The following is a 25164-nucleotide window of genomic DNA, read 5'->3' on the forward strand; positions in this document are numbered from 1 at the left end:
TCACGTCATCCAGCCGGGTCGGATCAGGCCCGTCTCGTACGCCATGATGACCAGCTGCGCGCGATCCCTGACGTGCAGCTTGGTCATCGCCCGGCTGATGTGCGTCTTCGCCGTCGCCAGGCTGACGAACAACCGCGCGGCGATCTCGTCGTTGGTGAGGCCCTGCGCGGCCAGCACCATCACCTGCCGCTCGCGTTCGGTGAGCCCGGCGAGCCGCTCGGCGGGCCTGGCCTCCTTGGCCCGCGACGCGAACTCCCGCACCAGCCGCCGGGTGACGCTCGGCGCGAGCATCGAGTCGCCGGCGGCCACGACCTGGATCGCCCGGATCAGGTCGTCGGGCTCGTTGTCCTTGAGCACGAAGCCGCTGGCCCCGGCCCGCAGCGCGTCGAACACGTACTCGTCCAGCTCGAACGTCGTCAGGATGAGCACCTTGACCTCGTCGAGCCTGGGATCGGCGGCGATGCGGCGGGTCGCCTCGATGCCGTCCATCACCGGCATGCGCACGTCCATGAGCACGACGTGCGGCACCAGCTCAGTGGCCTTCTCGACCGCGACCCGGCCATCACCGGCCTCCGCCACGACGTCGACGCCCCCGCCGTCCTGCAGCAGCGCCCGGAGCCCGGCCCGCATCAACGCCTGGTCGTCGGCGAGCACCACCCTGATCACGCGGTCCCCCGCACCGACGGGCGTCTCATGGCAGGAAGCGCGACGGCAGGACAGGAGACGGCCCGGGTCATGACGGCGTCCGGTAGGGCAGCTCGGCGTACACGCGGAAACCACCGCTCGGCGTCGGGCCGGACTCGAACGTGCCGGCGAGGCCCACGGCGCGCTCGCGCATCCCGGTGATGCCGTCGCCGTCGGGGTTGGGCAGGGTGGCGGCGGGGCCGTGGTCGTGGACGGTGACCATCACGGCGTCGTCGGTGAACGCGATCCGCAGCGTCGCGGCGCCGGCGGCGCTGTGCCGGCGGACGTTGGTCACGGCCTCCTGGACGATGCGGAACGCGGCCAGGTCGACCGCCGTCGCCAGCTGCCGCGGCTTACCCTCGACGGTCTTCGTGACGCGCAGGCCCGCCTCGCCGGAGCGGGCCAGCAGCTCGTCGACCTGGGAGAGGCCGGCGCTCGGCCGCCGTGGCGCGTCGGTGTCGCGGCGCAGGACGGCGAGCGCGGCCCGCAGGTCGTCGAGGGTCTCCCGGCTGACCTCCTTGATCGCCGCGACCGACGCCCGCGCCTGTTCGGGGTCGCGGTCGAAGAGTCGTAGCGCCACGTTGGCCTGCATGTTGACCAGCGACACGTGGTGGGCGAGGACGTCGTGCAGGTCCCGCGCCACCCGCAGCCGCTCGTCGCTGACCCGCCGCCGCTGCTCGGCGACCCTGGCCCGCTCGGCGTCGGCGCGGCGCTCCCCCGCGACCCGGACTGCCTCGCCCACGGCGAGCACGAGCCCCAGCACGGCGGCGATCGCCACGACCGCGACCGGCCCCGGCGCCGCCTGCCGCCCGACGGCGGCGCTCACCAGCAGATATGTGGGCAGCCCGCCCGCCGTCACCACCCACGCCGCGCGCCGCCGGCCGGTCGCGACGGCGACGACCATCGCGACCGCGAGGCTCAGCGCGGCCGGCCCGAAGCGGTAGCCGAGCGTGTAGTAGGCGGCGGTCGCCGCGAAGTTGCCGGCGAGGACGAGGACCGGCGCGCGGTGCCACAGCCACAGCAGCGCCGGCCCTACCGCGAGCAGCGCGATCGCGAGTGCGTCGACGGGCCGCCGCTCGGTGACCCGTTGTGCCGCCGCGACGGTCGTGGCGATCTGCAGCGCCCCGACCAGCACGGGCATCCACGGCCGCCGGCACCACCGCTCCCACGCCGCGCTGCTCCCGCCCCCGTCCACGGCTCCACGCTAGGGGCGCCCGCCGTGCCGGTCGTCATCCTCGGGACTGCTCGTCACCTACGACCCCAGGAGTACCGGAGGCCGCCCGGCTACGACTCAAGTCGCATTGCATGCCAGGACCGATTCGTGTAGTACTTCATTATGCAGTACGGAACTGATGACGACGGCCTGCTGTACGACGAGGGCACCCGCGCCGCACTCACCGCGTTCGCGGGCGAGGAGGCGCTGCCGCTGCTCGAGGCCGCCGCGGCGGTGCGGTCGGCGGCGGGAGCGATCGAGCACCTCCGCTCGGCCGGCGCGGAGGGGCGCGGGCTCAGCGCCGGCGCGTTCGACCTGCTGGTGCGGCTGAGCCTGAGCGGCGAGGCCGGCCTGCCGCTCGGCGAGCTGGCGCAGGCGCTCGGTGTCACCCCGCGCAACGTCACCGGGCTCGTCGACACCCTCGAGCACAAGGGCCTGCTGCGGCGCGTGCCGGACCCGGCGGACCGGCGTTCGGTGCGGGCCGTCGCGACCGACGACGGGCTGGCATGGCTGGCGACGTTCCGGGCGCCGACGCGGATGGCGATGGAGGCCGTGTTCGCCGGCTTCAGCGCCGCCGAGGCCGATCAGTTACGCGACCTGTGTCTCCGGCTCGTCCAAGGCGTTCGAAGGGTGCGATCACGATGAACACTGTCGATGTGGTGCGGGCGTATCACGAGGCCCGGTTCCGCGGGGACGTCCCGGCGGCCGTGGCGCTGACCGGCACGCCGTTCCGATTCGAGAGCCCGATGCTGCGGTTCGACGACCCCGCGGCGCACCTGGCCGGCCTGCCGGACTTCCTGCGGATCGTCACCGGTGTCGACCTGCTCAGCGAGCTGTACGGCGCGGACGAGGCCACCCTCGTCTACGACGTCCACACGGCGACGCCGGTCGGCACGCAGCGCACGGCCGAGCACTTCCGCCTCACCGGCGGCCGGATCACGTCGATCAGGCTGATCTTCGACGCGACCCCGTGGCAGGCGCTGCACGCTGCGGTCACGGGATGATCATCCAGCGACGATGACCGACTCCATGGTGCGGGCGATCGCCTCCGCGTCCGCGCGGGACAGGAACGCGGTGTCCACGTCGACGGTGAGCACCAGCGCGCCCGGCTCGTCGTCGATGTGCAGGAACAGCGGCTCGGTCGGCCCGCTCGACGCGCCGACCCACTCCAGCACACCGTCGGCGGTCGTCGCCTCCACTGTGGAGGCCCGCTGCATGCGGCGGTCGTTGTAGCAGACGGTACGGGTGACGTCGATGTCCGCGCCGGCGAGCACCTCGGCGAGCCGCATCGGGTCGTAGTAGGCGTGCTTGTGCGCGGCGAGCGACGCCCGCGCGACCCGGCCGAGGGCCTCGTCGAACGGCACGGACACGTCCGCGACGCACAGCCCCAGCTGCGCCAGCGGCGTGACGACCTCGGCCAGCCCCGAGCGGAACCGGTTGCCCACCAGGTGCCGCACCGCGACCTGGTCGGTGCCGGCGACCCGGCCGACGGCCATCATGAACGCGGTCGACAGGATCGTCGCCGGGTCGACCCCGGTGCGCGCGGCGACCAGCGGCAGCGCACCCGCCATCGCCGGCGAGGTGAACCGCGCCTTCGGATACCGCACCGGCTCCGGCGTCCGTGCCGGCGGCAGCACCGTCACCGACGGCAGGTGCCGCTCCCAGTGGCGGACCGCGGCGGCGCTCTGCCGGACCCCGGACGGCGAGCGCTGCCACTCGGCCAGTTCGAGCGGCTGCGGGCCGGTGACGGGCGTGGCGACGCGGGCGCTCGCCTCGGCCACCATCACCCCGGCGCCGATCGCATCGGTCACCAGGTGCGGCATGATCGCGACGAGCCGCTCCGGCCGCCCGTCGCGGCACACGATCGCCGCGCGCAGCGGCCAGTCCGCCGCCAGGTCCGGCGCCGCGATCCGGTAGCCGTGCTCGACCTCGGCGGCGAGCCCGAGGGGGTCGGTCGTCTCGTACACCTCGACGGTCAGCATCCCCTCGGCGTGCACCTCCTGCAGGGTGCCCGCGCGCAGCCGCGTCCGGAAGGACTGGTAGCGCTCCAGCGAGTAGCGCAGCTCGTCGAGCACGTCCGCGACGGTCGTGCCGGGCGCCACCGGCTGGTGCCCGCCCATCGGCAGCCACGACCGCTCGCGGTCCATCGTCAGCAGCATCGACTGCTGGCCCCAGGTCAGCTCGGCCACGCCACTGCCCTCGCCGCGGAACGCGACGTCGACCCGATCCACCACGTCAACCATCGACGGATCCATTCTCGTCCGGCTCGCGACCAGAGACAGCGTAGCGCCCCGCGCTCACGGCACCAGATGGATGCGGATCTTTCTCGCGGTGACCGCCGCGTCCTCCAGGACGTTGAGCCGTGGCTCCGGGACCTCCAGCAGGTGGGGGTGGCGCAGCGCGGCGACGGGCGCCAGCCGCGGATCCTCCAGGACGTGGTCGATCATCGCGCGGTCGCCGCCGCAGACGACCGAGGCGAGGCCCTCACCGCCGGACAGGACGCGCACCGCGATGTCCGCGGTCTCCTCGACGGCGGCGTCCGTCTGGTTGCCGCGGCGTCTGGCGTACCGCTGCTGCGACCACCCACCGGCGGCGGTGCGCCCCTGCACGTAGAACCGCTCGACCTTCGACGTCTCCAGGGTCGTGCCCTCGGCGACCCCGACGGCCGCGGCGCCCCTGCGCACGAGCAGCAGCCCGATCCTCGGCGGCCGGGCGATCCCCTGCAGCAGCGCGTCGATGTCGGCGACCCCGTCCAGGCCCGGCGGCGGGTGCAGCGTCGCGGTGTCGCCGTTGCTGGCGCCGGTCAGGGTGAGCGCGTCCTCGGTCGCACCGTCGTGCCGGCCGTAGAACCCGTCCAGCCAGCCCTTCAACCGCTCGGGGGAGATCTCGACCCAGCGTCCCCCGCCGGCGGCGGGCCTTGCCTTCACCATGTTCCCATTTTGCCGTTGTGTCGCATGTACGAACAGCAGCGGGCCGCTCCGGTCTGTCCCGCGCCTCTGGTGGCGGCGCTGTCAGGTGCCATGCACGAACAGCAGCGGGACCAGCACGACGACGCTGACGATCGCGACGGAGGACAGCACGCCGCGCCAGGTGCGCAGGAACCGCCGGATCCGCCGCCGCAGGCCGCCCCGGCGCGGCTGTGGGCTGGGGTCGTCGCCGGTGACCGCGAAGATCTCCAGCCAGAGCCCGCCGAGCAGCGCGATCGGCGACGCGACCGCCACGACGGCCAGGCGGACCCCAGTCAGCGGCGGCATGTGGTTGACGACGACGGCGGTCACCGCGGCGACCAGCACGGCGACGGCGAGCTGCGCGACGGCACGCAACCGTCCCTGCACCGCCACCTCCTCGTGTCGGTCCTCAGCCTAGGTCCTGCCGCTCCACGCGGGCAGGTGCTTCACCCGCCGGCGTGAACTCGGCCGTCACCCGCCAGCCGGTCGCGGTGGGGCCGTAGGTCAGCGTCCCGCCGGCGGCGCGGACGTCGGTGTCGAGGCTGCGCAGGCCGTACCCACCGCCGCCCGCTTCCCCGGAAGGACCTGCTCCGGGTGGGCGCCGGGTCGTGACCCGCACGGCCGCCTCGTCGGCGGTGACGGTCAGCGTGGTGCCCGGGCCGTCGTGGCGCAGCGCGTTGGTGGCGGCCTCCGCGACCAGCCGGGCGGCCACGTCGCGGACGGCGACCGGCAGGCGGGTCAGGCCGGCGGCCGGGTCTCCCGGCACCGACAGGCCGGCCTCGCGCAGCGCGTCGAGCCGCCCGGTCAGCGTCGCCCCCTCAGCCTCCTCCGCCAGGGCCTGCCGCACCTCGGCGAGGGCGTCCCGGCCCGCCTGCAGCACGATGTCGAGGCGCCGCCGGTCGGCGGGGGCGAGCTCGGCGGTCGCCCGCAGCGCCTCGCCCTGCACCAGCATGACCGTCATCGTGTGGGCGAGGCTGTCGTGCAGCCGGCGGGCGAGCCGCTCCCGCGCGCGGGCCGTCTCCGCCGCCTGCTCGGCGAGCCGCCGCTCGCCGCGTTCGCGTAGGTGCTCGGCCCGCTCCCGTAGATGCTCGCCGCGCTCGACGCCGGCCAGCCAGGTGACGGTCAGCGCGACGGCCGCGAGCAGGCCGCCCTCGACCGGGCCGCGCCGGACCGCGCCGGCGACCGTGACGAGCACTGTTGCGGCGGCGCAGACGCCCCAGCGGACCACCGGTGACCGTTGCGTCGCCGCCGTGTACATGGCGAGGGACACCGGCAGGTACCCGACGGCGCGCCCCATCCCGAGCAGTGAGTGCGCCGCCGTCGCCACGCTGATCACCGCGAGCACCGTCCCGGGCGCCCGGTTCCGCCACACGAGCGGCACCAGCTGCGCCACCGCGAGCGGCACGGAGACCACCGTGCCCGACAGGGCGTAGAGCACGATGAGGGTGGCGTACAGCGTCAGGTCGATCGCGATCCGCCAGTGCCGGCTCATCGGTGCTCCCCTTCCAGATCACTGGCATATCATCGGCCGGGTGATCCGGCTCGCCATCGTCGACGACCAGGCGCTCGTCCGCGAAGGGCTGGCCCTCATCCTCGGCGCGGAGCCCGGCATCGAGGTGGTCGCCGAGTTCCCGGACGGCGCGGCGCTGCTGCGCGACTTCGTCCCCGCCGACCTCATCCTGCTGGACCTGTACCTGCCGGGCGCCGACGGGGTCGCGACGATGCTGCGGCTGCGGGCCGAGCGGCCCTCGGTCAAGGTGCTGATGCTGACGACCGTCGGCAGCGCCGCGGACATCCAGCGCGCCCTGGCGGCCGGCGCCGACGGGTTCGTGCTCAAGGACGCCACCGGCGCCGAGCTGGCCGCGGCGGTGCGGGGCGCGCACGCCGGGGTGCGGCCGTTGAGCGCGTCGGCCGCCGACCTGCTGTGGCCCCGCGCCGCGCCGTCCCGTCCGTCGGGCCCTGCCGCCGATCTCAGCTCGCTCACACCGCGCGAGCGGGAGGTGCTGGAGCTGCTCGGCCAGGGCCTGGGCAACCGTGAGATCGCCGGCGCCCTCTCCCTCGCCGAGCGGACCGTCAAGGCCCACGTCAGCAACGTCCTGGCGAAGCTCGACGTGGCGAGCCGCACCCAGGCCGCGCTGCTGGCCCGGGGGCTGCGCGGGTCGTAGGACCAAAGTCGCGGTCGGACCACGTACCTTTGCCCGTTCCGGCCGGCGGTGGACTGCGCGAGGCTGCAGTGGTGCTGACCGTTCCGCGCCGATGGCGTCGCCGCATCACCATCACCCTCGCGGTGCTGCTCGTTGTCACCGGCGGCCTGTACCTGCGCAACAGCTCGACGCTCGCCGGCCCGTCGAAGGGCGAGCGGCCGTTCCTGCTCGCACACCGCGGGATCGCGCAGCCCTTCGACCTCACCGGCGTCACCGCCGACACCTGCACCGCGCGGATCATCCACCCGCCGCAGGTGCCGTTGCTGGAGAACACGCTGCCGTCGCTGCGGGCCGCGTTCGAGGCGGGCGCCGACCAGGCCGAGATCGACGTGCAGCTGACCCGCGACGGCCAGCTCGCGGTGTTCCACGACGCCACTCTCGACTGCCGCACCGACGGCCACGGCACCGTCGGCGAGCACTCACTGGCCGAGCTCCGGAAGTTGGACGTCGGGTACGGGTACACCGCCGACAACGGCACCACGTTCCCGCTGCGCGGCACCGGCGTCGGCCTGCTCCCCACGGTCCCGGAGGTGTTCGCCGCACTGCCGGACCGCGCGTTCAAGCTCGACCTGAAGCGCGACGACCCGGCCGACGGCGACGCGCTCGCCACGTTCCTGGCCACGCTCCCCGCCGCCCGCCTCGCCACGGTCACCGTCACCGGCGGCGACACCGCGGTCGCCGCCGTCGTGCGCCGCCTGCCCCAGGTGCGCGCCACCTCCCGCGCCATCATCAAGGACTGCCTGCTCGACTATGCCGCCACCGGCTGGACCGGTCGCGTCCCGTCCAGCTGCCACCACCGCGAGCTCCCCCTCCCCGCCCACTACGGCCAGTGGTTATGGGGCTGGCCCCACCTCTTCGTCGCCCGCATGCGCGCCGCCGACACGCGCGTCGTCCTGGTCCGCTCGGTGGGCGACTGGTCCGCCGGATTCGACACCCAGGCCGACCTCGCCGACCTCCCCGACGACTGGTCCGGCGGCATCTGGACCAACCGCACCGACGTCATCGCCCCACTCGTCACGCCATCCCGCTGACCGTCTCGCAACGTCCTCGGCTCCCCCGCCCACGCCGCAACCCCCTGCTCGCCGCGTGTGAAGATTTGGCGCAGGGTGTGGCGGGGCACGACGACGGGCGCCTATGTTGCTCGCATGCGGCGGGGATTGCGGGCGGCGGCGTGGGTCACGGTCGTGATGCTCGGTGCCGCATGTTTCTGGAGTCCCTCGCCGGGCTCGCGCTACTCAGAGCAGCAGCGTGTCGACCTCACCGACGACATCGTCGTCGGTGTCTGGGTCGGCCACGTCAGCGGCGCCACCTATACGTTTGCTGCCGACGGCACGTTCGAGGCGGTCGGCGTCCCGACGGCGACCTTCGATGACACGCCGTTTCGCATCGGGGGATCGATCGGGCCGTACCGTTGCCAGGGCTCGTGGCGTATCGCACAGGACCGCCATCTGCTCGTGCTCGACGTGACCTCGATCCGCGACGAGCGCGACGGCCAGCCGTACGCGCAACCGCGCAGCGTCACGTTCAGTGCGACGCAGTGGGTCAGCGACCCGCCGGACGATCCGGTGAAGCCGCTCACGCTGGAGCTCGGCGCTGACCGGATGACCGAGAAGTGAAGCGGCGCATCGTGTTGGCCGTGCCGGCGCTGCTGCTGTCCGCGGCCTGCGGGCTCGGTGAAGCGCTGGCCGACTACCCTACGGAGCCGGTCGAGGTGGGCACCGCCGACCTGGTGGGTGTGTGGGCCGGCTACGAGAGCTCCGCCCGCTACGACCTGCGCGCCGACGGCACCTTCGAGGCGACCGGTGTGCCGGTCAGCCAGCTGGGCACCTTCTTCGAGGACAGCGGCCGGTTGGGTCCGTTCCACGGCCACGGCCACTGGAGGCTCGGCACCATGGCACAGTCCTCACCGCAGACGTCCCGAGACGCCGTGCTCGACTTCGACGAACTGCTCGACGCCGACAACTCGCGGATCGAGCAGCGCGGCGACGTCCACCTCAACGCCGCGACGCCGACGGACGCCCCCGACCACGTCCTGATCCTGACGACCACCCACGACTGGTTCCAGCGCCTGCCCTGAATTCGCACAGGATCGAGGCGCGCCGTCCATCGCACCGCCGTGCGTGTCAGCGCGCCACGAACCGCCTGGTGCCGCCTTCTCCGATCAGCTCGAACATCGCGGCGTCGACGAGCACGCGGCGCAGGAGGCCTTCGGCCGCACCGTCGTCCAATGAGGACGGTGCGGCGATGTGGTCCAGGGCGACTGCGCCGATCGTCGCCTGGAAGGTGTACTGGAACGGCGCCATGCTGTTGGCATAACGCAGCGCGATCCGCCCCTGCCAGTCGAGGGCGAACACCGTCCGGCCCTGCCGCGCGCCGAAACTGATCCGGTGGTCTCCCACTGCGTCATGCCCCAGCAGGTAGATCCCGAACGCGGCGTCCTCGTCTTCGACGTCCTCGTCGGCCACGCCGTTCGGCACCCCGTCCGGCCGGTCCGGATCCCGGTCGACGTGGAACGCCCGCCCCGCAAGGGTGTCCAATGCCAACGGCTCGGCGTCCGTGGCCGCGACGAACCCCCGATGCCCCCAGCGCGTCGACGAGATCGTGCAGGCGTGGTAGTTACCCCACACGACCTTCGAGCTCCAGTCGTCGCCGCCACTGTCACCGTCGTCGTCCCAGTACGTGGGGTCCTCGGCGTAATACCCGGCGCTCTTGACATGAAGGTCGAACCAGAGCCGGCCAGCAGGGTCGAGCCGCCCCCGCCACGTCAGCTCCTCGACGGCATGCCCGGCCGGCCAGGGGTTGCCCGGAAAGAGGATACGGTCGCTCACCCCCGCGACATTGCCACACCACCGCCAACCGGCAGTAGGGTCACGCCTCTTCGGTCTCTCGCAGGTGCTCGGCGAGTCCGGGAACGGTCGTGAGCACGAGGGGGTCGACGCTCGCGCGGATCAGGTCCGCCTCCTCGTCTCCCCGCTGGCCCTCAAGAATGACGACGACGAACGTGGCCGGGAGCGAGCTGTGGATGCCGCCCAGCCGCGCCGTCGTGGTCATCGCCTTGCAGACCCGGGCCATGGCGGCGTCATGAGCCGTCCAGAGCGAGTCCAGCGCCGCGTCGCGTCCGGCATCATCGGTGGCGGGGGTCAGGTACTCCTCGGTGAGGCGCTGGTACCACGGCCGCATCGCATCACTTGCGGCGTCCAGGACGTCCCACCGCCACTCCGGCGGCGTGAACCGCGTCGAGTATCCGTCGTCGTGGCGCACCGCCGCCTCGGTGTTGGCCGCCAGCGCGGGCGGGAGGATCACGGTGCCGTCGGCGTAGAAGAGATGGAACGCCGCGGCGTACAACCGCTCGCCCGGACAGACCGCAGCCAGACCGGCAAGGGCCTGGCATCCACTGTCGTGCCACGCCGTCTCGAAGCCCTGCCAAACCACCACCGCACGTTACCGCGCCGCAACCACCGGGCTTCGAACGCTGATCACCACCGGCACCGGCGACAACGGCGTATGACCCAGTGAGCTCGACGACGACCAGGTCCACAACTCGCTCCATCCGGCCGTGCTCGCGGCAGGCACGATCGAAGCGGTCACCCGGACGAGCCCAATGCTTCGGGTGAAGGTACTGGGCAGGCCGTCGCGTGATCTGGGCGTGGGCTGGCAGGCTGACGCCGTGGGTCACGCAACGGCAGGAGCGGTCGGCGACCGAGTGGGTGGTGGTCGAGCATCCAACCGGACCCCGTTGATCGCACTGGTCTGTATGGTGCTGTGCGCGCTTGGCAGCGCCTGCGGCGGCCCGATGGGGTCACAGGACCGCACGACGGCTGTCGGTTACCTGCCGGACGGCCGGGTCCTCGTGGCAGCTGCAGGGTATGAGCGGCCGGCCAGTCTCTGGACCGCGCAACCAGGTGAGGACCCACGCTCGCTGCCGTTCGACTACTGCAGCCCGATCATGGTCCTGTCGATCTTCTCGATGTCGGCCGAACGCATCGGGCTCACCGTGTGGTGCCACGAGTCGCCGGAGTTCCGGCTCGTCGCCCTGGATTTGCCGACGGGACTGGTCACACCGTTGACCACTGCGCCGCGGATCGATTCCGGCGTCTGGCTGCCACGGTCGGGCATCGGCGTCGTGCAGTACCGCACCAACCGCATCAGCAACGACGACCGATGCCTTGGCGTCGGAGAGGTGGACACCGACGGGGTCATCCGCCCCCTGCACCTGACCGTGCTCCTGCCGACCACCTCGGTGCCGCTGACGACGTCCCTGCCTCCGCCTGACGCGACCGACTGTACTGCTCATACCCTGGCCCGAGCTCCCGCCGTGTCCACGAACGAGCGCTACACCGCCTTTTTCCTGCACCCGTGTCCCGACCAATGCGCCGGCACCGAACAGGAGTGGCAACGCGAATGGTTCGTGGTGGTCCACGACCGGATCACCGGGCACAGCGCAGCATCGCCCCACCCGTTCCGCCGCCCTTACGACCTGGCAGTCGCTGACGACGGCGCGCTGGTGATCAGCGCCCGTTACGGCGACACGACGGGCCTCTGGTACTGCCAGCCGCAGGACTGCACCAGACCGAGAAGTCTCGCTGAAGCGCGAGACTCCCTCTGCCAGTGCAGTAGGTGGTCAGGCGCACGCCTCGAATTCGGCCGACGTGGCCGGGGTCGTGTCGGTGCAACCGCTGCGCCCGCACACACATGCGTAGGGGAACGCCGGGAGGTTCGCTCCGATGTGCCGCTCGTGCGCCACGATCTGACGATGGACGACGGCGTTCTCATGGCGTCGTCGTGACGACAGTTCCCGCCCTGGCCGAAGCCGCGCGAATAACGCCGTGGCCGTGTTGACGGCTTCACGCACCGCTGCCAGTACACAATCCCAATCAACGTCGGTCGGAACCTCGACGACGGCACTCCCGGCATCCAAGGCCGCGGATCGAAGCCGTGCACCGATCAGCTGGTCACGCTCGACCAAGGCCTCGACCCGAAGGCGGGCCGCGTCTTCCCCTGCTACGAGCCGGTTCAATCTCGCCGTGCGCGTACGCTCGGCGGTGGTGATCAGCCAGATCGAGCCGATGGGCGACCACGTCGCCTCCGCCCCCGGGCGGAGTTGCGGCCCCTCGACGAGCGTCGGTACCCCCGGAACCTGTGCCGCTCGGACATCGTCCATCACGGTGGGAAGTCTGAGTGCAGACGTGCGTTCGAACTCGTCCGCCGCGGCCACCGAGCCCAAGGCGAGCACGTCATCGAGTGCCGGCCCGAGGGGGCCGAGGCGCTCCAGGTGAGCGTAGGTGTAGGCGTCCACTGGGTGCAGCGCGAGGTCAAGCTCGCGGGCGACCTGGCGGACTATCGTCGACTTACCGGATCCCGGTGTGCCACCAACCCAGAACATCGGCGTGCTCGTCACCATGCACGCCATGCTGCCACGCGACCACCAGGCGCCGTCCGCGCATCAGCAAGGACGGAAATCATCGCCGTTCGCGATATGCCAGGTGCTCGCGGATCCTGGCGATCGCCGAATCGAGCTCGGCGATGAGGTCCGCTTCGGCTGTCGCGGCGCGAGCACTGTCGAGCAGGCGCAGTGGTGTGCCGCCGGCCATCCACGCCTCGATGCGTCCGTACTCATCGTGCACAGGCACCACGTAGCACGCGACGAACGAGGCCAAGTGTCGTGCGGCCGTTACGAAGGGTGCGGCGGACCAGATGTCGAGGTACGGCTGTAGATCCTCGGCGAACTCACTCAACGCCTCGACCATGTCATCCGCGGCCATCGCGGTGGGCCAGGTGGCCAAGAAGTCCTGCCAGAGCGCGAACCGGTAGGACTCGACGACAGCTCGATCGCCCGCCGGCCAGCCGGCCGCAGCCGTCTTCAGCCCACCGAGCGTCTTGCCCAGCAGCGTGGGGTCATCAAGCGCGCCGAGCGGCACGGGTGCACCGGCTGATCGGTGGAGGGCGGCGACCGTTCCGGCCGGATCGCGCCACCGCCGGGCGAGTGACCGGTCGATCGCCGAGTGTCATAGTGAAGCCGATGACGGACTCGCGCACCTATCTGGAGCTGCTCGCCCGGGGCGCCACGGCCGGCGGGCCGCTGGAAGGCGCCGGGGCCGGCGGTGGGGCGCTGCCCGATCGGCAGGCGCTGCTGGACCGGCTGCGGGAGGAGATCGCCTACGTCGAGCGCAAGGTCGGTGTGCGTGCCGACCCGGACGAGGTACGGCGGCTGATGAGCGGGACCGGCGAGGCGCTGCGCAAGGTCCTCGGCGACGGTGCGGACGCGCAGCTCGGCCCGGCAGACGTCCTGGGGTTGGAGGCGGTGGTGCGCGCCGACGGGTCGCGGCCGGTGCTCTTCGTCGAGGACGACTTCGTGGACCTGACGGCGCCGTCGGCCGGGTTGTGGGCCGCGGTGCTCGCTCGCTTCGAGGACCAGGTGCGTTCCGTCTGCGCCGCGGTCGGCCGGGTCGACGACCCCGCCGCGCGTGGGGTCGGGTACTGCGGCACCGCGTGGGTGGTCGGCGAAGGGCTCGTGGTCACGAACTTCCACGTGCTGCGGGCGATCGCCCGCGGCGGGGAGCGGCGCGACGGCCGGTTCGAGGGGCGGCTCAACACGGCCGTCGCCGTCCACTTCGGGCATGAGGTCGGCGAGGTGAGGCCGGAGCTGCGGTTTCCGATCCGGCGGGTGGTCGGGGTGGGGCGGCAGGGTGAGCCGCGGTTCGAGCACCCGGACCTGCGCGGGATCAACTTCGACGGGCTGGACCTGGCGCTGCTGGAGCTGGAGCCGGTGCCGGGGCGGTCGTTTCCGGAGCCGGTCCGGGTGGCCCGGGGCGACGACCCGCTGACCCGCGGCGGGCTGGCCAGCGCCGGCCGGACGATCTACCTCGTCGGCTATCCGGGCGACCCGACCAGCACGACGCCGGACCTGTTCGTCCGGCTGTTCGCCGGGGTGCGCAGCTACAAGCGCCTGGCGCCGGGGCAGATCATGGCGGCGGCCGGCGGTGTGCCGCTCGACCCGCGTGGGTGGGTCCTCACGCACGACGCCAGCACGCTCGGCGGCAACTCCGGCTCGGTGCTGGTGGACCTCGACGCCGACGGCCGGACCGCGCTCGGGCTGCACTTCGCCGGGCAGCCCGACCGGCAGAACTGGGCGCACGCCCTCGAGCGGATCACCGCCGACCTGGACCGGTTGTCGCACGGGGGTCCGAGGTGAGCCCGGAGGAGGACGGCTCGTGGAGTCCGCAGATCCGGGACCTCGCGGCCGCCGTACGGCCCCAGTGGGCACGCATCGACGCGATCTGGGGGCCGTTGAAGACCGCGCACGGCCTGCACCTGCGCCGTGACACGGACGGGGACGCGGTCGGCTTCCTCTGTGAAGCGATCGCCGTGGCGCAGCAGCACGGTTTCCTGCGCGCGTTCGCCTTCCAGCTGGTCAAGGACGACCTGGTCGGGGACGGGTTCGACGAGCATCTGGTGGCGCTGCTCGGGGAGTCGGCGGCGGGCCTGCACGCCTTCCAGAACGGCGTGTTCAGCCCGGCCAGCGCCAGGATCGCGGCGCAGGGCATGCTGCGGGCGTGCGACCTGGTGTGCCGCATCGACATCGGCGAGCAGCACATCGGCACCGGGGTGCTGGTGCGGCCGCAGCTCGTCGCCACCGCCGCGCACGTGCTGTGGGACCTGTTCGCCAAGCACCCGGACGGGTCGCTCGTGCTCGGCCCCGACGGCTCGCCGCAGGCCGCCGAGGGCAGCCTCGCGCTGCTCACGCTGACGTTCGGCGACGTCGAGGACAACCTGCCCGACGACCCCGGCACCACGGTGCGGCTGGCCGGCACCGTCGCCGCCCTGCACCCGCAGTGGCTGGCCAGGTCCAGCCCGCCGACCCCGCTGGAGCGGTCGAAGGCGCTCGCCGACGTGAGCGACATCAGCGGCATCGAGGCGCCTGAGGGGCCCTGGGACCTGGCGCTGATCCGGCTGGCGCAGCGGCGCCCGATGCCGCGGCCGGTGCTGCGCGGCCGGGCGTCGCGGCAGCCGTTCCAGATCCACGTGCTGCACCACCCGCAGGGCGGCGGGCTGCTCGGCCAGCCGCTGCTGTGGTCGATCGGCAAGCTCGACCAGCAGCTCGGGACGCCGCCGGTGCGCTGGCTGCACGACGCGAACACGCTCGCCGGCTCGTCCGGGGCGCCCGTCTTCGACCGGTACTGGCGGATCGTCGCGCTGCACCAGGGCGGGTCGCGCGTGGTGGACTGCGCCGACGACGCGGCGGGGCTGCCGGCCGCTTCCCGCAACCGGGCCGTGCCGGTCCGGGACTGGTGCGAGCGACTGGACGAGCTGGATCTCGTGGAACTCACGTACCTCAGCGAACTGCGCCGCTCGCCGGAGCTCGGCGCCGGGCCGCACCCTGTCGTCGGCCGGCAGGCGACGCAGGACTGGGTGCGGTTGTCGCTGGAGCCGGCCGCCACCGCCGCGCAGCGGCTGCTGATCGTGCGCGGGGCGCCCGGCACCGGGCTGCACTTCACCAAGTTCCTGGTGCGGGAGATGGTGGAGGACGCCGGCGGGGTCATGGTGAGCCTGGACCTGGCCAACGCCCTCGACGACGACGCCGCCGCGTTCGCCGGGAAGGTCGCCGCCGCCCGGTCGGCACCGGCCCGCGCGAAGGTCGCCGCCAGCGGCCTGACCACGACCCAGCGCGACATCCGCCGGCAGGTCACCGGGGTGCTGTACGGCGCGGGCTCGCGCCCGACCTGGCTGGTGCTGGAAGGCTTCGGCGGTGCCGCGCTGGACGTCCCGGTCGACGTGCGGGACCTGCTCATGGACCTGATCCGCAACCTGTCCGCGTACCCATCGCTGCGGCTGGTCGTGATCGGCTGGCTGGAGGAGCCGCCGCCCGGCGTCGAGGCGTTCGTCGACGAGCTGACCGACCCGGCCGCGGCGGACATCGCCGCGCAGATCCTGCCCGTGGGCAGCGCTCTGCTGCCGGTGGCGACGCAGATGGCGGAGGCGGAGCTGAGCCTCGAACAATTCCAGGGCGTGCTCGGGTACGCCGCCGCGCTCCGGGTCCTTGAGCGTCTCGGGCACAGGCTGCGCGCCGCTGCGGAGGGTTCGGCATGACGGAGAACCTGGACGCACTGGCCGAGCTGGTCGCCCGGGAGTGGTCGTCGCGGTCCGCCGCCGAGCGGTCGGCGTTCCTGGACCGGCTCCCCGGCGGCATGCCGGCCCCGGCGCCGCCGCCGGCCGACGCGGTCCGGCTGCTGCGGCAGCGGGCCGCGCTGTCGGGCACGGTCGCGCCCCGCGACCTCCTCCGCGGCGTCGCCGAGGCCGACGGGGACCGCCTGCTCGACCTGCTCGCGCCGCAGTTCGACCGGGCGTCGCTGAGCCAGGGCTGGCGGTGGACGCTGCGCAGCGGGCCGCGGCAGGAGGTCCTGGCCCGTCTCGCCGCCGATGGCACCGTCCGCGACGCGGCCGACGACGTCGCGGACGTCCCGACCGACGCCGCCGGTGAGCTGCTGCGCGCCATCGCCCGCCAGAACCACGCCGGGCGGGCCGCGGTGCTCGCCGGGGCGGCGCCGGGCACGGCCGTGCAGGCGCTCGCCTGGGCGCTCCCGCTCGGCGGCCTGTCCGGGCATCTGGCCGAGGCGCGGCGGCAGGCCCGTCTGCGCGCCATCGCCGACGGCTACCAGGTGCTGGTGCGGCACGGTGTCTTCGGCCGCGACGCCTACCTGGCTCGGCTCCGGGCCTTCGCCGCCGCCCCCGTCGAGGACCAGTATCGGCTGCCGCTGCTGTCGATCGTCGGCGTCGGCGGTAGTGGGAAGTCGACGCTGCTGGCCTCGTTCATCGCGCCGTACCTCGACCGGATCGCCCGCGGCGACGAGCGCGGCCCGGCCGTGGTCGTCATCGACTTCGACCGGGTGCTGTTCCGCGCCGACGCGGAGCTGGAGCTGTCCTACGAGGTGACCCGCCAGCTCGGTGCCGCCGCACCGGTCGCGTCCGCGGACTTCTCCGCCCTGCGGTTCCAGCACCGGGTCGCCCGCCGCGAGGCCGGCTTCGACCGCTACCGCGACAGCGGCCACCTGTACGCCGAGGGCCTGTCCCACTCGGTCAGCACGTTCGAATACGACGTGTCCGAGATCGTCAGGCTGCACCGGCTCGACCAGCGTCCGGTGCTGCTGGTGTTGGACACGTTCGAGGAATGGCAACGCGAACACCGGTACACCTCCCGCTGGAGCGACGCCGAGAGCCGCATCCTCGACTGGTTGCACCGGCTCCGGTCCGGGATGGGCCTGGCCGGCCTGCGCGTCGTGGTCTCCGGGCGGGCCGCACTGTCCACAGTGGGCAACATGGTGCAGTCGATCGTCCCGCTCGGCGACCTGGGCCGGTCGGACGCCGCCGCCGTGCTGCACGCGCACCGCATCGACCAACCGGCGGCGTGCGCCCTGGCGGACATCGTCGGCGGCAACCCGCTGACGCTGCAGGTCGCCGCGCGCTTCTACAGGCGGCTGACCGTCGCCGCCCGCGCCGACTTCCTGGCCGGCGACGACGCGGTGACCGGACAGCTCGACGCGCGGGTCCGCCGCGCGGTGCTCTACGACCGGTTCCTCAACCACATCGCCGACGCGCGGGTGCGGCAGCTGGCGCACCCGGGGCTGGCGCTGCGGCGGGTCACCCCACCGCTGGTGCGGCACGTCCTGGCCGTCGCGTGCGGCCTCGGCCCGGTCGACGACGACACCGCGCGGCGGCTCACCGACCAGCTCGCCGGCGAGGTGTGGCTGGTCAAGGACGCCCCGGACGGGCTGCGCCACCAGCCGGACGTGCGGCGCGGCATGCTGCGGATGATGTCGGCGGATCCGAAGTACGGCGACACCGTGCGGCGCATCCATGAGGCGGCGGTGCGCTGGTACCGCGACGGCGGCGAGGACGAGTTCGGCGCCGGCGACTGGCAGCCGCTGCCGCCCGAGCAGGCATCGGTCGAGGCGCTGTACCACGCGCTGATGCTGGTGCCCGAGGACGGTTCCGTGGACAAGCTACGGCGCGCCGAGCCCGCATGGGACCGGCTGGCGCTGGCGCTCGGCGAGACCGTCGACGACCTGCCGACAAGGGTCGCGGCGCAGGTGCGGGCGCTGCGCGGCGAGGACCTCCCCGCCGCGGACGCGCTGACGCTGCCGGACGGCATCTGGTGGGAGTGGGTCAAGCACAAGGGGGACGACCTGGTCCGCGAGGAGGCGCCGGCCGAAGCCCTGGATCTGCTGCACGCGGGCTGGGCGGCGGGCCGGGAGCGGCGGGAGCCACCGTGGCTGGCCCAGGCGTACTGCGACACGCTGCGGTGGGGCGAGTACCGGCCCGGGCCGGAGTTCCGCACCAGCCGGTACGCGATGCTCGACGCCCTGCTGGCCGGTCGCTCGACGGCTCTGCTGGAAGCGCGGCTCCCGGACCGCTCAGGGGTCGACCAGCTGTTCCCGGACCTCCTGCTGACGGTGGAGAGCGGCGAGCCACCCGCGCGGTGGGCGGCTCGCCGCCGCCCGCTGCTGCAACGGTTCGCGACGGAGAAGCCCGGCGGCGAGCTGTTTCCGGTGGACCAGCTGCGCCGCGCGTTGATCCTGCTCGCAGTGGGCGACGGCCGGCCGGTCCGCATCGAGCCGAATCCCGGCACGATCTTCCGGCCGGATCCGACGTGGATCGACGCGATCACGCGGCTTGCCGACCCGCCGTTGAGGCCGGCACCATTCGTGATCGACGAGACGCTCCGCAGCGACGACGTGCTGGAGACATGGGCATCACAGTTCAGCCGGGCGGCCGGCGCTTCGATCACCCTCAGCCGCGACGCGTTACGGTTCGAACCCACGCTGGTCGACGCCCTCCGCGGTGACAATCCCGAGCTGCGGCCGGCGGTCTGCAAGGCGCTCGAAGCCGTGGTCGAACAGGCCGGCATGGCTGTCCTCGGCCGGTGTGCCGAGCTCGCGCTCCAGGTGCCGGTCGCCGACCTGCAGCCCGACGTGCTCGCCGCCGCCGACCCCAGCGCGATCCGGCGGACGATCAAGACGCTCGTCGTGTACGTCGACCGGTCCGGCGTCCTGCTGCCGTTCCTGGAGCTGCTCCGTGCTCACCTGCCGAACTACCCCGTGCTGGGCCGCATCATCACCGCGGTGCATCGCTGGGAGGTCCTGCACCGGCGCCTGCTGGACGCGCTCACGGAGCAGCTGCGCAGCGGGTAGCCGTCAACGAGCGAGCCAGGCCGGGACGTTGGCGGGGGCGTACCGCTCGTACCGCTGCAACAACCGCTGCGCGTTGCGGTTCCGCGGGTCGTCGAAGCCGAGGAAGCGCAGCGCGTTGCGGCCGGCGAACGCGTCGCGGGCGTCGTCGCCGAAGCCGGCGAACAGCGTCAGGTAGCGCTCCAGGAAGAGGTCGTCGTCGGGGTACAGGGCGAGCATGTACCAGTCGCTGCCGTACATCACCCGCTCCGCGACGGATCGGGTCGCCGCGCCGGCGCGCATGCTGCGCAGGGTCTCGGTGTAGCCGGCGCGGATCGCGGGATCGTGGATGCGGTGGTTGCCGACGTCGGCGAAGAGGCCGTGGTGGGCGGCCATCGCCTGGGCCATCCGCCACGGCCAGCCGTCGGCGGGCTCGGTCTGCTGGGCGCCGCCGAAGTGCCCGAGGTTCAGCCGCAGCCGCGGGTGCGCGGCGAGCACCGGCAGCCAGTCGTCGGGGCCGCCGTAGCCGTCGAAGGCCGGGTCCGCGTGGTTGGAGTTGTTGGCGTGCGCCGTGATCGGCACGTCCTGCTCCTCGCACCACGCGGCCAGGTCGCCGACGATGCGGTCCAGCTCGGCCGCGTCCTGTGCGGTGTGCCGGCCGCCGGCGGCGTTGCCGCTCGGCCGCCAGCCCATCGGCGGGTACACCTTGACCCCGACGAACCCGTAGCGCAGCACGGCCCGCTTGACCAGGTCCAACGGCGTCTCGACGTCGTGGGTGCGGCGGGCGAGCAGCTCCCGCAGCGGATCGAACCCGATGAACGGGTGCAGCCGTGCCTTGCCGGCGCCCGGCAGCACCCCGAGCATCGTCGCCCGGCTCAGCTTCTCGAACAGCTCCACCTGTTGCTGCTGCGTGGTCCGGGACCGGTCGGCGAGCCCGCTGTCGAGGTCCACCAGCAGCGGCACGGCCAGGTCGAGCCGGTCCCCGCTGACCCGCACCAGCTCGGCGACCAGGTCCAACCGGGACCGGCCGAACAGCTTCACCCATCGCACCGCCCGCCGCGCGGTGCGGGTCGCGTCCCCGATCCCTTCGAGCCCGCCGGCTGCCCCGTCCTCCTCCGCGAGCGCTGTCCCGATCCTGGTCAGCAGCTCCGGCTGGGTGCCCCGCAGCTCGGCGACGGCCACGTCCACCTCGTGCTCGAAGGACTCCTCTGGCGCCGGCCCCAGCCCCTCCAGCCCGCCGCCACCGCCGAGCAGCGTGTTGAGCCGGCCGAGGTCCGCCTCGTACGACGGCGCGGCGCCCTGGATGAGCGTGTCGACCAGCCCGGAGAGCAACCCGCCGAGCGCGGCGTTGCGCAGGTGCAGCCGGTGGATGAACCCCTTCACCGGCAGGTCCGCCGCGTTGAACACGTGACAGTGCACGTCGACGACCGTGCTCATGGAGCCCTCCCGGGTGCGCACGCTGAGTGACCATCTCAGCCTCGCACCGTCACCGCCGGCGGACTGCGGCCTTCCGGTCCGACTCCGCCGTCAAATGGACAGGGCCGCCGGGTCGATGAGGACCTTCGTGTGGACCTCCGGGTCGGCCTGGGCGGTGAAGACGGGAAGGTGTTGTCTCCGCTGGGTCCGCTATTCCGAGCGTGCCATGCCAAGGAGGCGGCCGTCGCGGACCTCGGTGATCTGGTCGGCGGCGGTCAGGTGGGTGCGGTCGTGGGTGACGAGGATCGTGGCGGTGGCTTGCTGGTGGGTGAGCTGGGTGATCAGGTCGATGATGGTGGCGCCGCGTTCGTGGTCAAGGGCGCTGGTGGGTTCGTCGACGAGGAGAACGGTGGGGTCGTTCATGAGCGCGCGGGCGATGTTGACGCGTTGGCGTTGACCGCCGGAGAGCTGGTGGGGTCGGCGGTCGGCTTGTGCGGCCATGCCGACGGCGTCGAGCAGGTCGAGGACGCGTCGGCGTGCGGCGGCGGGTCGGCGGCCGTCGATGACGGCCATGACCTGGAGCTGTTCGGCGGCGGTGAGGGAGGGCAGCAGGTTGGGTTGCTGGAAGACGATGCCGATGCTGCGGCGGCGTATGGCGGCTTGGTCGTTGCGGCTGAGGTCGGTGACGGTGGTGCCGTCGATGGTGACGGTGCCGCTGTCCGGGGTGATGAGGGTGGCGGCGACGGCGAGCAGGCTGGATTTGCCGGAGCCGGAGGGGCCGACGACGGCGGTGAGGTTGCCGCGGGGCACGTCGAGGCTGATGTGGTCGAGTGCGGTCAGGCGGGTGTCGCCGTCGGGGTAGGTGAGGGTGACGTCGGTCAGGGTCAGGGTCATCGAGCGCTCCCGAGGGCGGTCAGCGGGTCGACGGAGGTGATCCGGCGGATGGACAGGGCCGCGCCGAGCACGCCGAGCGCGATCATGACTGCGGTGGGGATGAGCATGGTGGCCGGGGTGAGCAGGAACGGCACGGCGGTGCCGGCGACGAACGCGCCGGCCGCGGCGGCGAGGGCGGTGCCGGTGAGCGTGCCGATGGTGAGCAGGACGGCGGCTTGGCCGAGGGCGTCACGCAGCAGACCGGCGGTGGAGGCGCCGAGGGCTTTGAGGACGGCGACGTCGCCGCTGCGCTGGATGGTCCAGACGGTGAAGAAGGCGCCGATGACCAGGGCGGAGATGGCGAACAGGAAGCCGCGCATCAGTTGCAGGGAGCCGTTCTCGGAGGCGTAGGAGCCGATCGCGGACAGTGAGTCGTCACGGGTGACGGTGCGGGTGCCAGCGGCTTGGTCGCCGGCGGCGACATCGGCTCCGTTCGTGGTGGTCAGGGCGATCACGGTTGCGCTCACCCGATCCGGCTCGCTGGTCGGTGGGGTGGTCAGGCGCCAGGTGGCCAGGCTCGCCCAGACGACGGGGGTATGGCTGAAGGAGGCATCGCCGCGGACAGCGCCGACGGTCAGACTCCGGCCGGCGAGGGTGAGGGAGTCGCCCGTGTGGAGTCCGAGGCCGTCCGCGGCGGTGGTGGACAGCACCACGGATCGGTCATCGATGCGGTCGGCGGCCGGGGCGAGCGGGGAGCCGGGCTGGACGCCGAACACGGACACGGCGACGGTCGTGGTGCCGGCTCTGGCCCGGGTGGTGCTGATGCCGAGCGGTTCGGCGCTGGTGACGCCGGGCGTGCGGGCCCAGCGCTGCCATTGCTCGGCGGTGACTGTGGAGTTGGCGTACGACAGGTCCTGCCCCCGGTCAGGGGCGTTGAACGCGATGCGATCGGCGGGTAGGCCGGTGATCGCGGAGATGTTCTGCTGGCCGAGGCCGGCGGTCAGGCCGGACAGCAGCCCGACGAGCAGGGTGATCAGCACGATGACGGCGCCCATCAGGGCGAATCGGCCTCTGGCGAACTGCAGGTCGCGCCATGCGACGAACACGGTGTTCCGCCCCTCTTCTTGACGTGATGCGGCTGCGTCTACGGTCTCCGTCGAGCGGGGGTTCGGGCATCTGCCGCAAGGCCAGATGCGGCTTGCATCTTTTGATAGAGGCCGGCCGGACGTGGCTGTCCGTACGCTGAACAGATCATGTCTTCGACCGCGTCCCACCTGCCCCGCACGGCCCGTGGCCTGCTGTGGTGCCTGCATCTGCTCCTCGCCGGGCTGCTGGTGGTGGCTGCCGCTCGGGCGGTCGCCGACGGCGGCGCGCACGCATGGCTCGTGGTCGCGGTGGCGGGCGCGCTCGCCTTGACCTATGGCGCCGGGGTCGTGTCCGCGCGTGTCCGCGCGTCGCGCCGGGCGGCCAGGGTGTGGCTGGCCGCGGTCGTCGCAGGGTGGCTGGTCCTGCTGGCCCTGTCCGCGGACGGTGTGTGGGTGGCGTTCCCGCTGTACTTCCTGCAGCTGCACCTGCTACCACGCCGAGCTGGTGTCGTCGCGGTGCTGGCCACCGCGCTCGCGGCGGTCACCGGTTTCGCGGCTCACGCCGGGGCGCTCACGTTGGCCATCACGGTCGGGCCGCTGCTCGGCGCGGCCGTCGCGATCGCCGGGGTGCGGGGCTACCAGGCCCTGTATCGGGAGAGCGAGCGTCGGCGGCAGCTGATCGAGGAGCTGACCGCCACCCGTGCGGATCTGGCCGCGGCCCAGCATTCCGCCGGGGTGCTGGCCGAGCGGCAACGGCTGGCCCGGGAAATCCACGACACCCTGGCCCAAGGGCTGTCCAGCATCCAGCTGCTGCTGCGCGCCGCTGAACGCGCGCTGCCCGACACCGCGCAGACGGCCGCTGGTCACGTCGCGCAGGCCCGGCAGGCCGCGGTGGACAACCTCGCCGAGGCCCGTCGCTTCGTCGCTGCGCTCACCCCACCCGCGCTGGAGGACGCCGGCCTGGTCGAAGCCCTCGAGCAGCTGTGCGCCACCACGACCGCACGGCACCGGATCACCGCCCGCCTGCACCGCACCGGCGACCCGGCACAGCTGTCAGCCGCGACCGAGATCGCGCTGTTGCGCATCGCCCAGTCCGCCCTGTCCAACGTCGTCCGGCACGCCGACGCCGACACCGTGGACGTCACCCTCAGCTACCTGGGCGACCAGGTCGCCCTGGACATCGTCGACGACGGCACCGGCTTCGACCCCACCCAGCTCGCTGCCATGGAGCCGAACGGCGGCGGATTCGGGCTCGCGGCGATGCGCGCCCGCGCCGACGCGCTCGGCGGCACCTTCACCGTCGAGGCCACCACCGGAGCCGGCACCGCGCTGGCCGTCCAGGTCCCTACCGGCACCGGGACTCACTCATGACCGGATCGACGATTCGCCTCCTGATCGCCGATGATCACCCTGTCGTGCGAGCCGGGCTGCGCGCTGTCCTGGAAACCGAACCCGATCTGGCCGTGGTGGCCGAAGCCGCCACCGCCGAGCAAGCCGTCACCCGGGCCGCGGACGGTGACATCGACGTCGTCCTCATGGACCTGCAATTCAGAGGCGGGATGACCGGCGCCGAAGCCACCGCTGCGATCACGGCACGCCCGGGCGCACCCCGCGTGGTGATCGTGACGACCTATGACACCGACGCCGACACCCTGCCTGCCATCGCCGCCGGCGCCACCGCCTACCTGCTCAAAGACGCCCCTCCCGAAGAACTGGCCGCCGCCGTGCGCACCGCCGCGGCCGGCCGCACCACCCTCGCGCCCGCCATCGCGGACCGGCTGATGAACCGCCTGCGCCAACCCGACACCGCACTGACCCGCCGCGAAACCGAAGTCCTGACCCTGGTCGCCGAGGGACTGTCCAACCAGGCGATCGGCGCCCGCCTGCACCTGACCGAAGGCACCGTCAAGTCGCACCTGGCTCGCATCTATCTCAAACTCGGCGTCGACTCCCGCACCTCCGCGGTCGCCACGGCCACCAACCTCGGTCTCATCCGCCGCTGACCCGGGGACTGTAAGAAAGACGGCGGGCCGGACGCGCCGTCGTCGAACCCGTTCTCGCCGAGGCGCAGCAGGCGCTGACCGGCCTGTGGGGTATCGCGGCCGCGTGCCGGCTGACCGGCCTGTCCCACGCCACCCGCTACCGCCACCACACCCCGCCATCACCACCGAAGCCGCGGCCCCGCGCAAATCGCCACCGTCGGCACTGTCCGATGTGGAACGTGAGCAGATCCTGCGGCTGCTCAACCAACCCGTCTACGCCGATCTGTCGGTGGCGCAGACGACGACCGCTGGTGGTGCTCCCAACGCGTCCTCCGATCGGCATACGCAACAGCGCCGCAGGCGCGCCCCGACGGTTCGCCCGACATGCGGCGAGGGCATGTCCTCGCTGCATGTCGGACTCGTCCTGCGGTTGCCGATGAGTGCCGCGACCCGAGATCACGTGGCCTCATGTCGGCTGCGACTGGGGTCGCTGAAGGTTCTGCACCGCAGCGCAGGTGGTTACAGCGGCTGCACAAAGTACGGCGTGACGTCCATCCAGCCGTTGCCGGCCGCGCCGGTGAGGCGGCCGCTGCTGGCG

General features: G+C 72.8%; 25 protein-coding genes. 13 read left to right on the plus strand and 12 right to left on the minus strand.

Annotated elements, in window-relative coordinates:
• Window positions 1–666, minus strand: coding sequence for a response regulator transcription factor (locus ABZ321_RS55275; protein ID WP_354904648.1), 666 nt, complete (start codon window positions 664–666; stop codon window positions 1–3).
• Between the two features lie 67 nt (window positions 667–733).
• Window positions 734–1879 carry a histidine kinase gene (locus tag ABZ321_RS55280; protein WP_354904650.1) on the minus strand — a complete coding sequence of 382 codons (1146 nt, stop codon included), beginning with the start codon at window positions 1877–1879 and terminating at the stop codon, window positions 734–736.
• Window positions 1880–2020: 141 nt separating this feature from the next.
• Between ABZ321_RS55280 and ABZ321_RS55285 the strand changes: the two genes are divergently transcribed.
• Both ABZ321_RS55285 and ABZ321_RS55290 read left to right on the plus strand, forming a co-directional pair.
• On the plus strand, window positions 2021–2542 hold the full coding sequence (locus ABZ321_RS55285) for a MarR family transcriptional regulator (RefSeq protein WP_344509391.1): 522 nt from the start codon (window positions 2021–2023) through the stop codon (window positions 2540–2542).
• Entirely contained in the window at window positions 2539–2901 is a 363-nt protein-coding gene (locus tag ABZ321_RS55290; RefSeq protein ID WP_354904654.1) for a hypothetical protein, read from the plus strand. The genes ABZ321_RS55285 and ABZ321_RS55290 overlap by 4 nt, the downstream gene beginning before the upstream one ends.
• Here the strand turns inward: ABZ321_RS55290 and ABZ321_RS55295 are convergent, their stop codons facing one another.
• From ABZ321_RS55295 to ABZ321_RS55310, 4 genes are all read right to left on the minus strand, one after another.
• Entirely contained in the window at window positions 2902–4140 is a 1239-nt protein-coding gene (locus ABZ321_RS55295; protein ID WP_354904656.1) for a condensation domain-containing protein, read from the minus strand.
• A gap of 54 nt (window positions 4141–4194) precedes the next feature.
• Window positions 4195–4827, minus strand: coding sequence for an acVLRF1 family peptidyl-tRNA hydrolase (locus tag ABZ321_RS55300; protein WP_354904659.1), 633 nt, complete (start codon window positions 4825–4827; stop codon window positions 4195–4197).
• An 81-nt stretch (window positions 4828–4908) separates the two neighbouring features.
• Window positions 4909–5232, minus strand: coding sequence for a hypothetical protein (locus ABZ321_RS55305; RefSeq protein ID WP_344509385.1), 324 nt, complete (start codon window positions 5230–5232; stop codon window positions 4909–4911).
• 22 nt (window positions 5233–5254) lie between these two features.
• A complete protein-coding gene (locus ABZ321_RS55310; RefSeq protein ID WP_354904662.1) occupies window positions 5255–6337 on the minus strand; it encodes a histidine kinase in 1083 nt (360 codons plus the stop codon).
• A 40-nt stretch (window positions 6338–6377) separates the two neighbouring features.
• Here ABZ321_RS55310 and ABZ321_RS55315 point away from each other — a divergent pair, with 40 nt between their 5' ends.
• From ABZ321_RS55315 to ABZ321_RS55330, 4 genes are all read left to right on the plus strand, one after another.
• The gene (locus tag ABZ321_RS55315; RefSeq protein WP_354904664.1) at window positions 6378–7010 is read left to right on the plus strand and encodes a response regulator transcription factor; all 633 of its coding nucleotides are present in this window, start codon (window positions 6378–6380) and stop codon (window positions 7008–7010) included.
• Window positions 7011–7081: 71 nt separating this feature from the next.
• Complete coding sequence (locus ABZ321_RS55320) at window positions 7082–8080, plus strand: glycerophosphodiester phosphodiesterase family protein (protein WP_354904666.1); 999 nt, start codon at window positions 7082–7084, stop codon at window positions 8078–8080.
• Between the two features lie 114 nt (window positions 8081–8194).
• Window positions 8195–8665: a hypothetical protein gene (locus ABZ321_RS55325; protein WP_354904668.1), complete on the plus strand. Its 471-nt coding sequence runs from the start codon at window positions 8195–8197 to the stop codon at window positions 8663–8665.
• Window positions 8662–9126: a hypothetical protein gene (locus tag ABZ321_RS55330; RefSeq protein WP_354904670.1), complete on the plus strand. Its 465-nt coding sequence runs from the start codon at window positions 8662–8664 to the stop codon at window positions 9124–9126. Before ABZ321_RS55325 ends, ABZ321_RS55330 begins: the two co-directional genes overlap by 4 nt.
• Before the next feature lie 46 nt (window positions 9127–9172).
• Here the strand turns inward: ABZ321_RS55330 and ABZ321_RS55335 are convergent, their stop codons facing one another.
• On the minus strand, window positions 9173–9877 hold the full coding sequence (locus ABZ321_RS55335; protein ID WP_354904673.1) for a hypothetical protein: 705 nt from the start codon (window positions 9875–9877) through the stop codon (window positions 9173–9175).
• A 40-nt stretch (window positions 9878–9917) separates the two neighbouring features.
• Entirely contained in the window at window positions 9918–10481 is a 564-nt protein-coding gene (locus ABZ321_RS55340) for a DUF4303 domain-containing protein (RefSeq protein ID WP_354904675.1), read from the minus strand.
• A gap of 304 nt (window positions 10482–10785) precedes the next feature.
• Between ABZ321_RS55340 and ABZ321_RS55345 the strand changes: the two genes are divergently transcribed.
• On the plus strand, window positions 10786–11835 hold the full coding sequence (locus ABZ321_RS55345) for a hypothetical protein (protein ID WP_354904677.1): 1050 nt from the start codon (window positions 10786–10788) through the stop codon (window positions 11833–11835).
• 673 nt (window positions 11836–12508) lie between these two features.
• Here the strand turns inward: ABZ321_RS55345 and ABZ321_RS55350 are convergent.
• A complete protein-coding gene (locus tag ABZ321_RS55350) occupies window positions 12509–12967 on the minus strand; it encodes a hypothetical protein (protein WP_354904679.1) in 459 nt (152 codons plus the stop codon).
• A 101-nt stretch (window positions 12968–13068) separates the two neighbouring features.
• Here ABZ321_RS55350 and ABZ321_RS55355 point away from each other — a divergent pair, with 101 nt between their 5' ends.
• Genes ABZ321_RS55355 through ABZ321_RS55365 form a run of 3 tightly spaced genes read left to right on the plus strand, consistent with a single transcriptional unit; the run spans window position 13069 to window position 19234 of the window.
• On the plus strand, window positions 13069–14241 hold the full coding sequence (locus ABZ321_RS55355; protein ID WP_354904681.1) for a serine protease: 1173 nt from the start codon (window positions 13069–13071) through the stop codon (window positions 14239–14241).
• The gene (locus ABZ321_RS55360; protein ID WP_354904684.1) at window positions 14238–16136 is read left to right on the plus strand and encodes a trypsin-like peptidase domain-containing protein; all 1899 of its coding nucleotides are present in this window, start codon (window positions 14238–14240) and stop codon (window positions 16134–16136) included. The genes ABZ321_RS55355 and ABZ321_RS55360 overlap by 4 nt, the downstream gene beginning before the upstream one ends.
• The gene (locus tag ABZ321_RS55365; RefSeq protein ID WP_354904687.1) at window positions 16133–19234 is read left to right on the plus strand and encodes an AAA family ATPase; all 3102 of its coding nucleotides are present in this window, start codon (window positions 16133–16135) and stop codon (window positions 19232–19234) included. Before ABZ321_RS55360 ends, ABZ321_RS55365 begins: the two co-directional genes overlap by 4 nt.
• Window positions 19235–19237: 3 nt before the next feature.
• On the opposite strand, the gene ABZ321_RS55370 is transcribed toward ABZ321_RS55365, so the two are convergent.
• The 3 genes from ABZ321_RS55370 to ABZ321_RS55380 all read right to left on the minus strand — a co-directional run bounded on the left by ABZ321_RS55370 (window position 19238) and on the right by ABZ321_RS55380 (window position 22605).
• The gene (locus tag ABZ321_RS55370; protein WP_354904690.1) at window positions 19238–20647 is read right to left on the minus strand and encodes an amidohydrolase family protein; all 1410 of its coding nucleotides are present in this window, start codon (window positions 20645–20647) and stop codon (window positions 19238–19240) included.
• Window positions 20648–20836: 189 nt separating this feature from the next.
• The gene (locus ABZ321_RS55375; RefSeq protein ID WP_344515912.1) at window positions 20837–21520 is read right to left on the minus strand and encodes an ABC transporter ATP-binding protein; all 684 of its coding nucleotides are present in this window, start codon (window positions 21518–21520) and stop codon (window positions 20837–20839) included.
• Window positions 21517–22605 carry an ABC transporter permease gene (locus ABZ321_RS55380; protein WP_354904694.1) on the minus strand — a complete coding sequence of 363 codons (1089 nt, stop codon included), beginning with the start codon at window positions 22603–22605 and terminating at the stop codon, window positions 21517–21519. The genes ABZ321_RS55375 and ABZ321_RS55380 overlap by 4 nt, the downstream gene beginning before the upstream one ends.
• 147 nt (window positions 22606–22752) lie before the next feature.
• On the opposite strand from ABZ321_RS55380, the gene ABZ321_RS55385 reads away from it, so the two are divergent.
• The 3 genes from ABZ321_RS55385 to ABZ321_RS55395 form a co-directional block, all read left to right on the plus strand.
• A complete protein-coding gene (locus ABZ321_RS55385) occupies window positions 22753–23955 on the plus strand; it encodes a sensor histidine kinase (protein WP_354904697.1) in 1203 nt (400 codons plus the stop codon).
• On the plus strand, window positions 23952–24587 hold the full coding sequence (locus ABZ321_RS55390) for a response regulator transcription factor (protein WP_344515906.1): 636 nt from the start codon (window positions 23952–23954) through the stop codon (window positions 24585–24587). The genes ABZ321_RS55385 and ABZ321_RS55390 overlap by 4 nt, the downstream gene beginning before the upstream one ends.
• 211 nt (window positions 24588–24798) lie before the next feature.
• Window positions 24799–25164: hypothetical protein (locus ABZ321_RS55395; RefSeq protein WP_354904700.1), on the plus strand; the 366-nt coding region annotated here is incomplete at its 3' end.

Origin of the sequence: Dactylosporangium sp. NPDC006015 (genome assembly GCF_040614215.1) — a bacterium.
GTDB lineage: Bacteria > Actinomycetota > Actinomycetes > Mycobacteriales > Micromonosporaceae > Dactylosporangium > Dactylosporangium maewongense.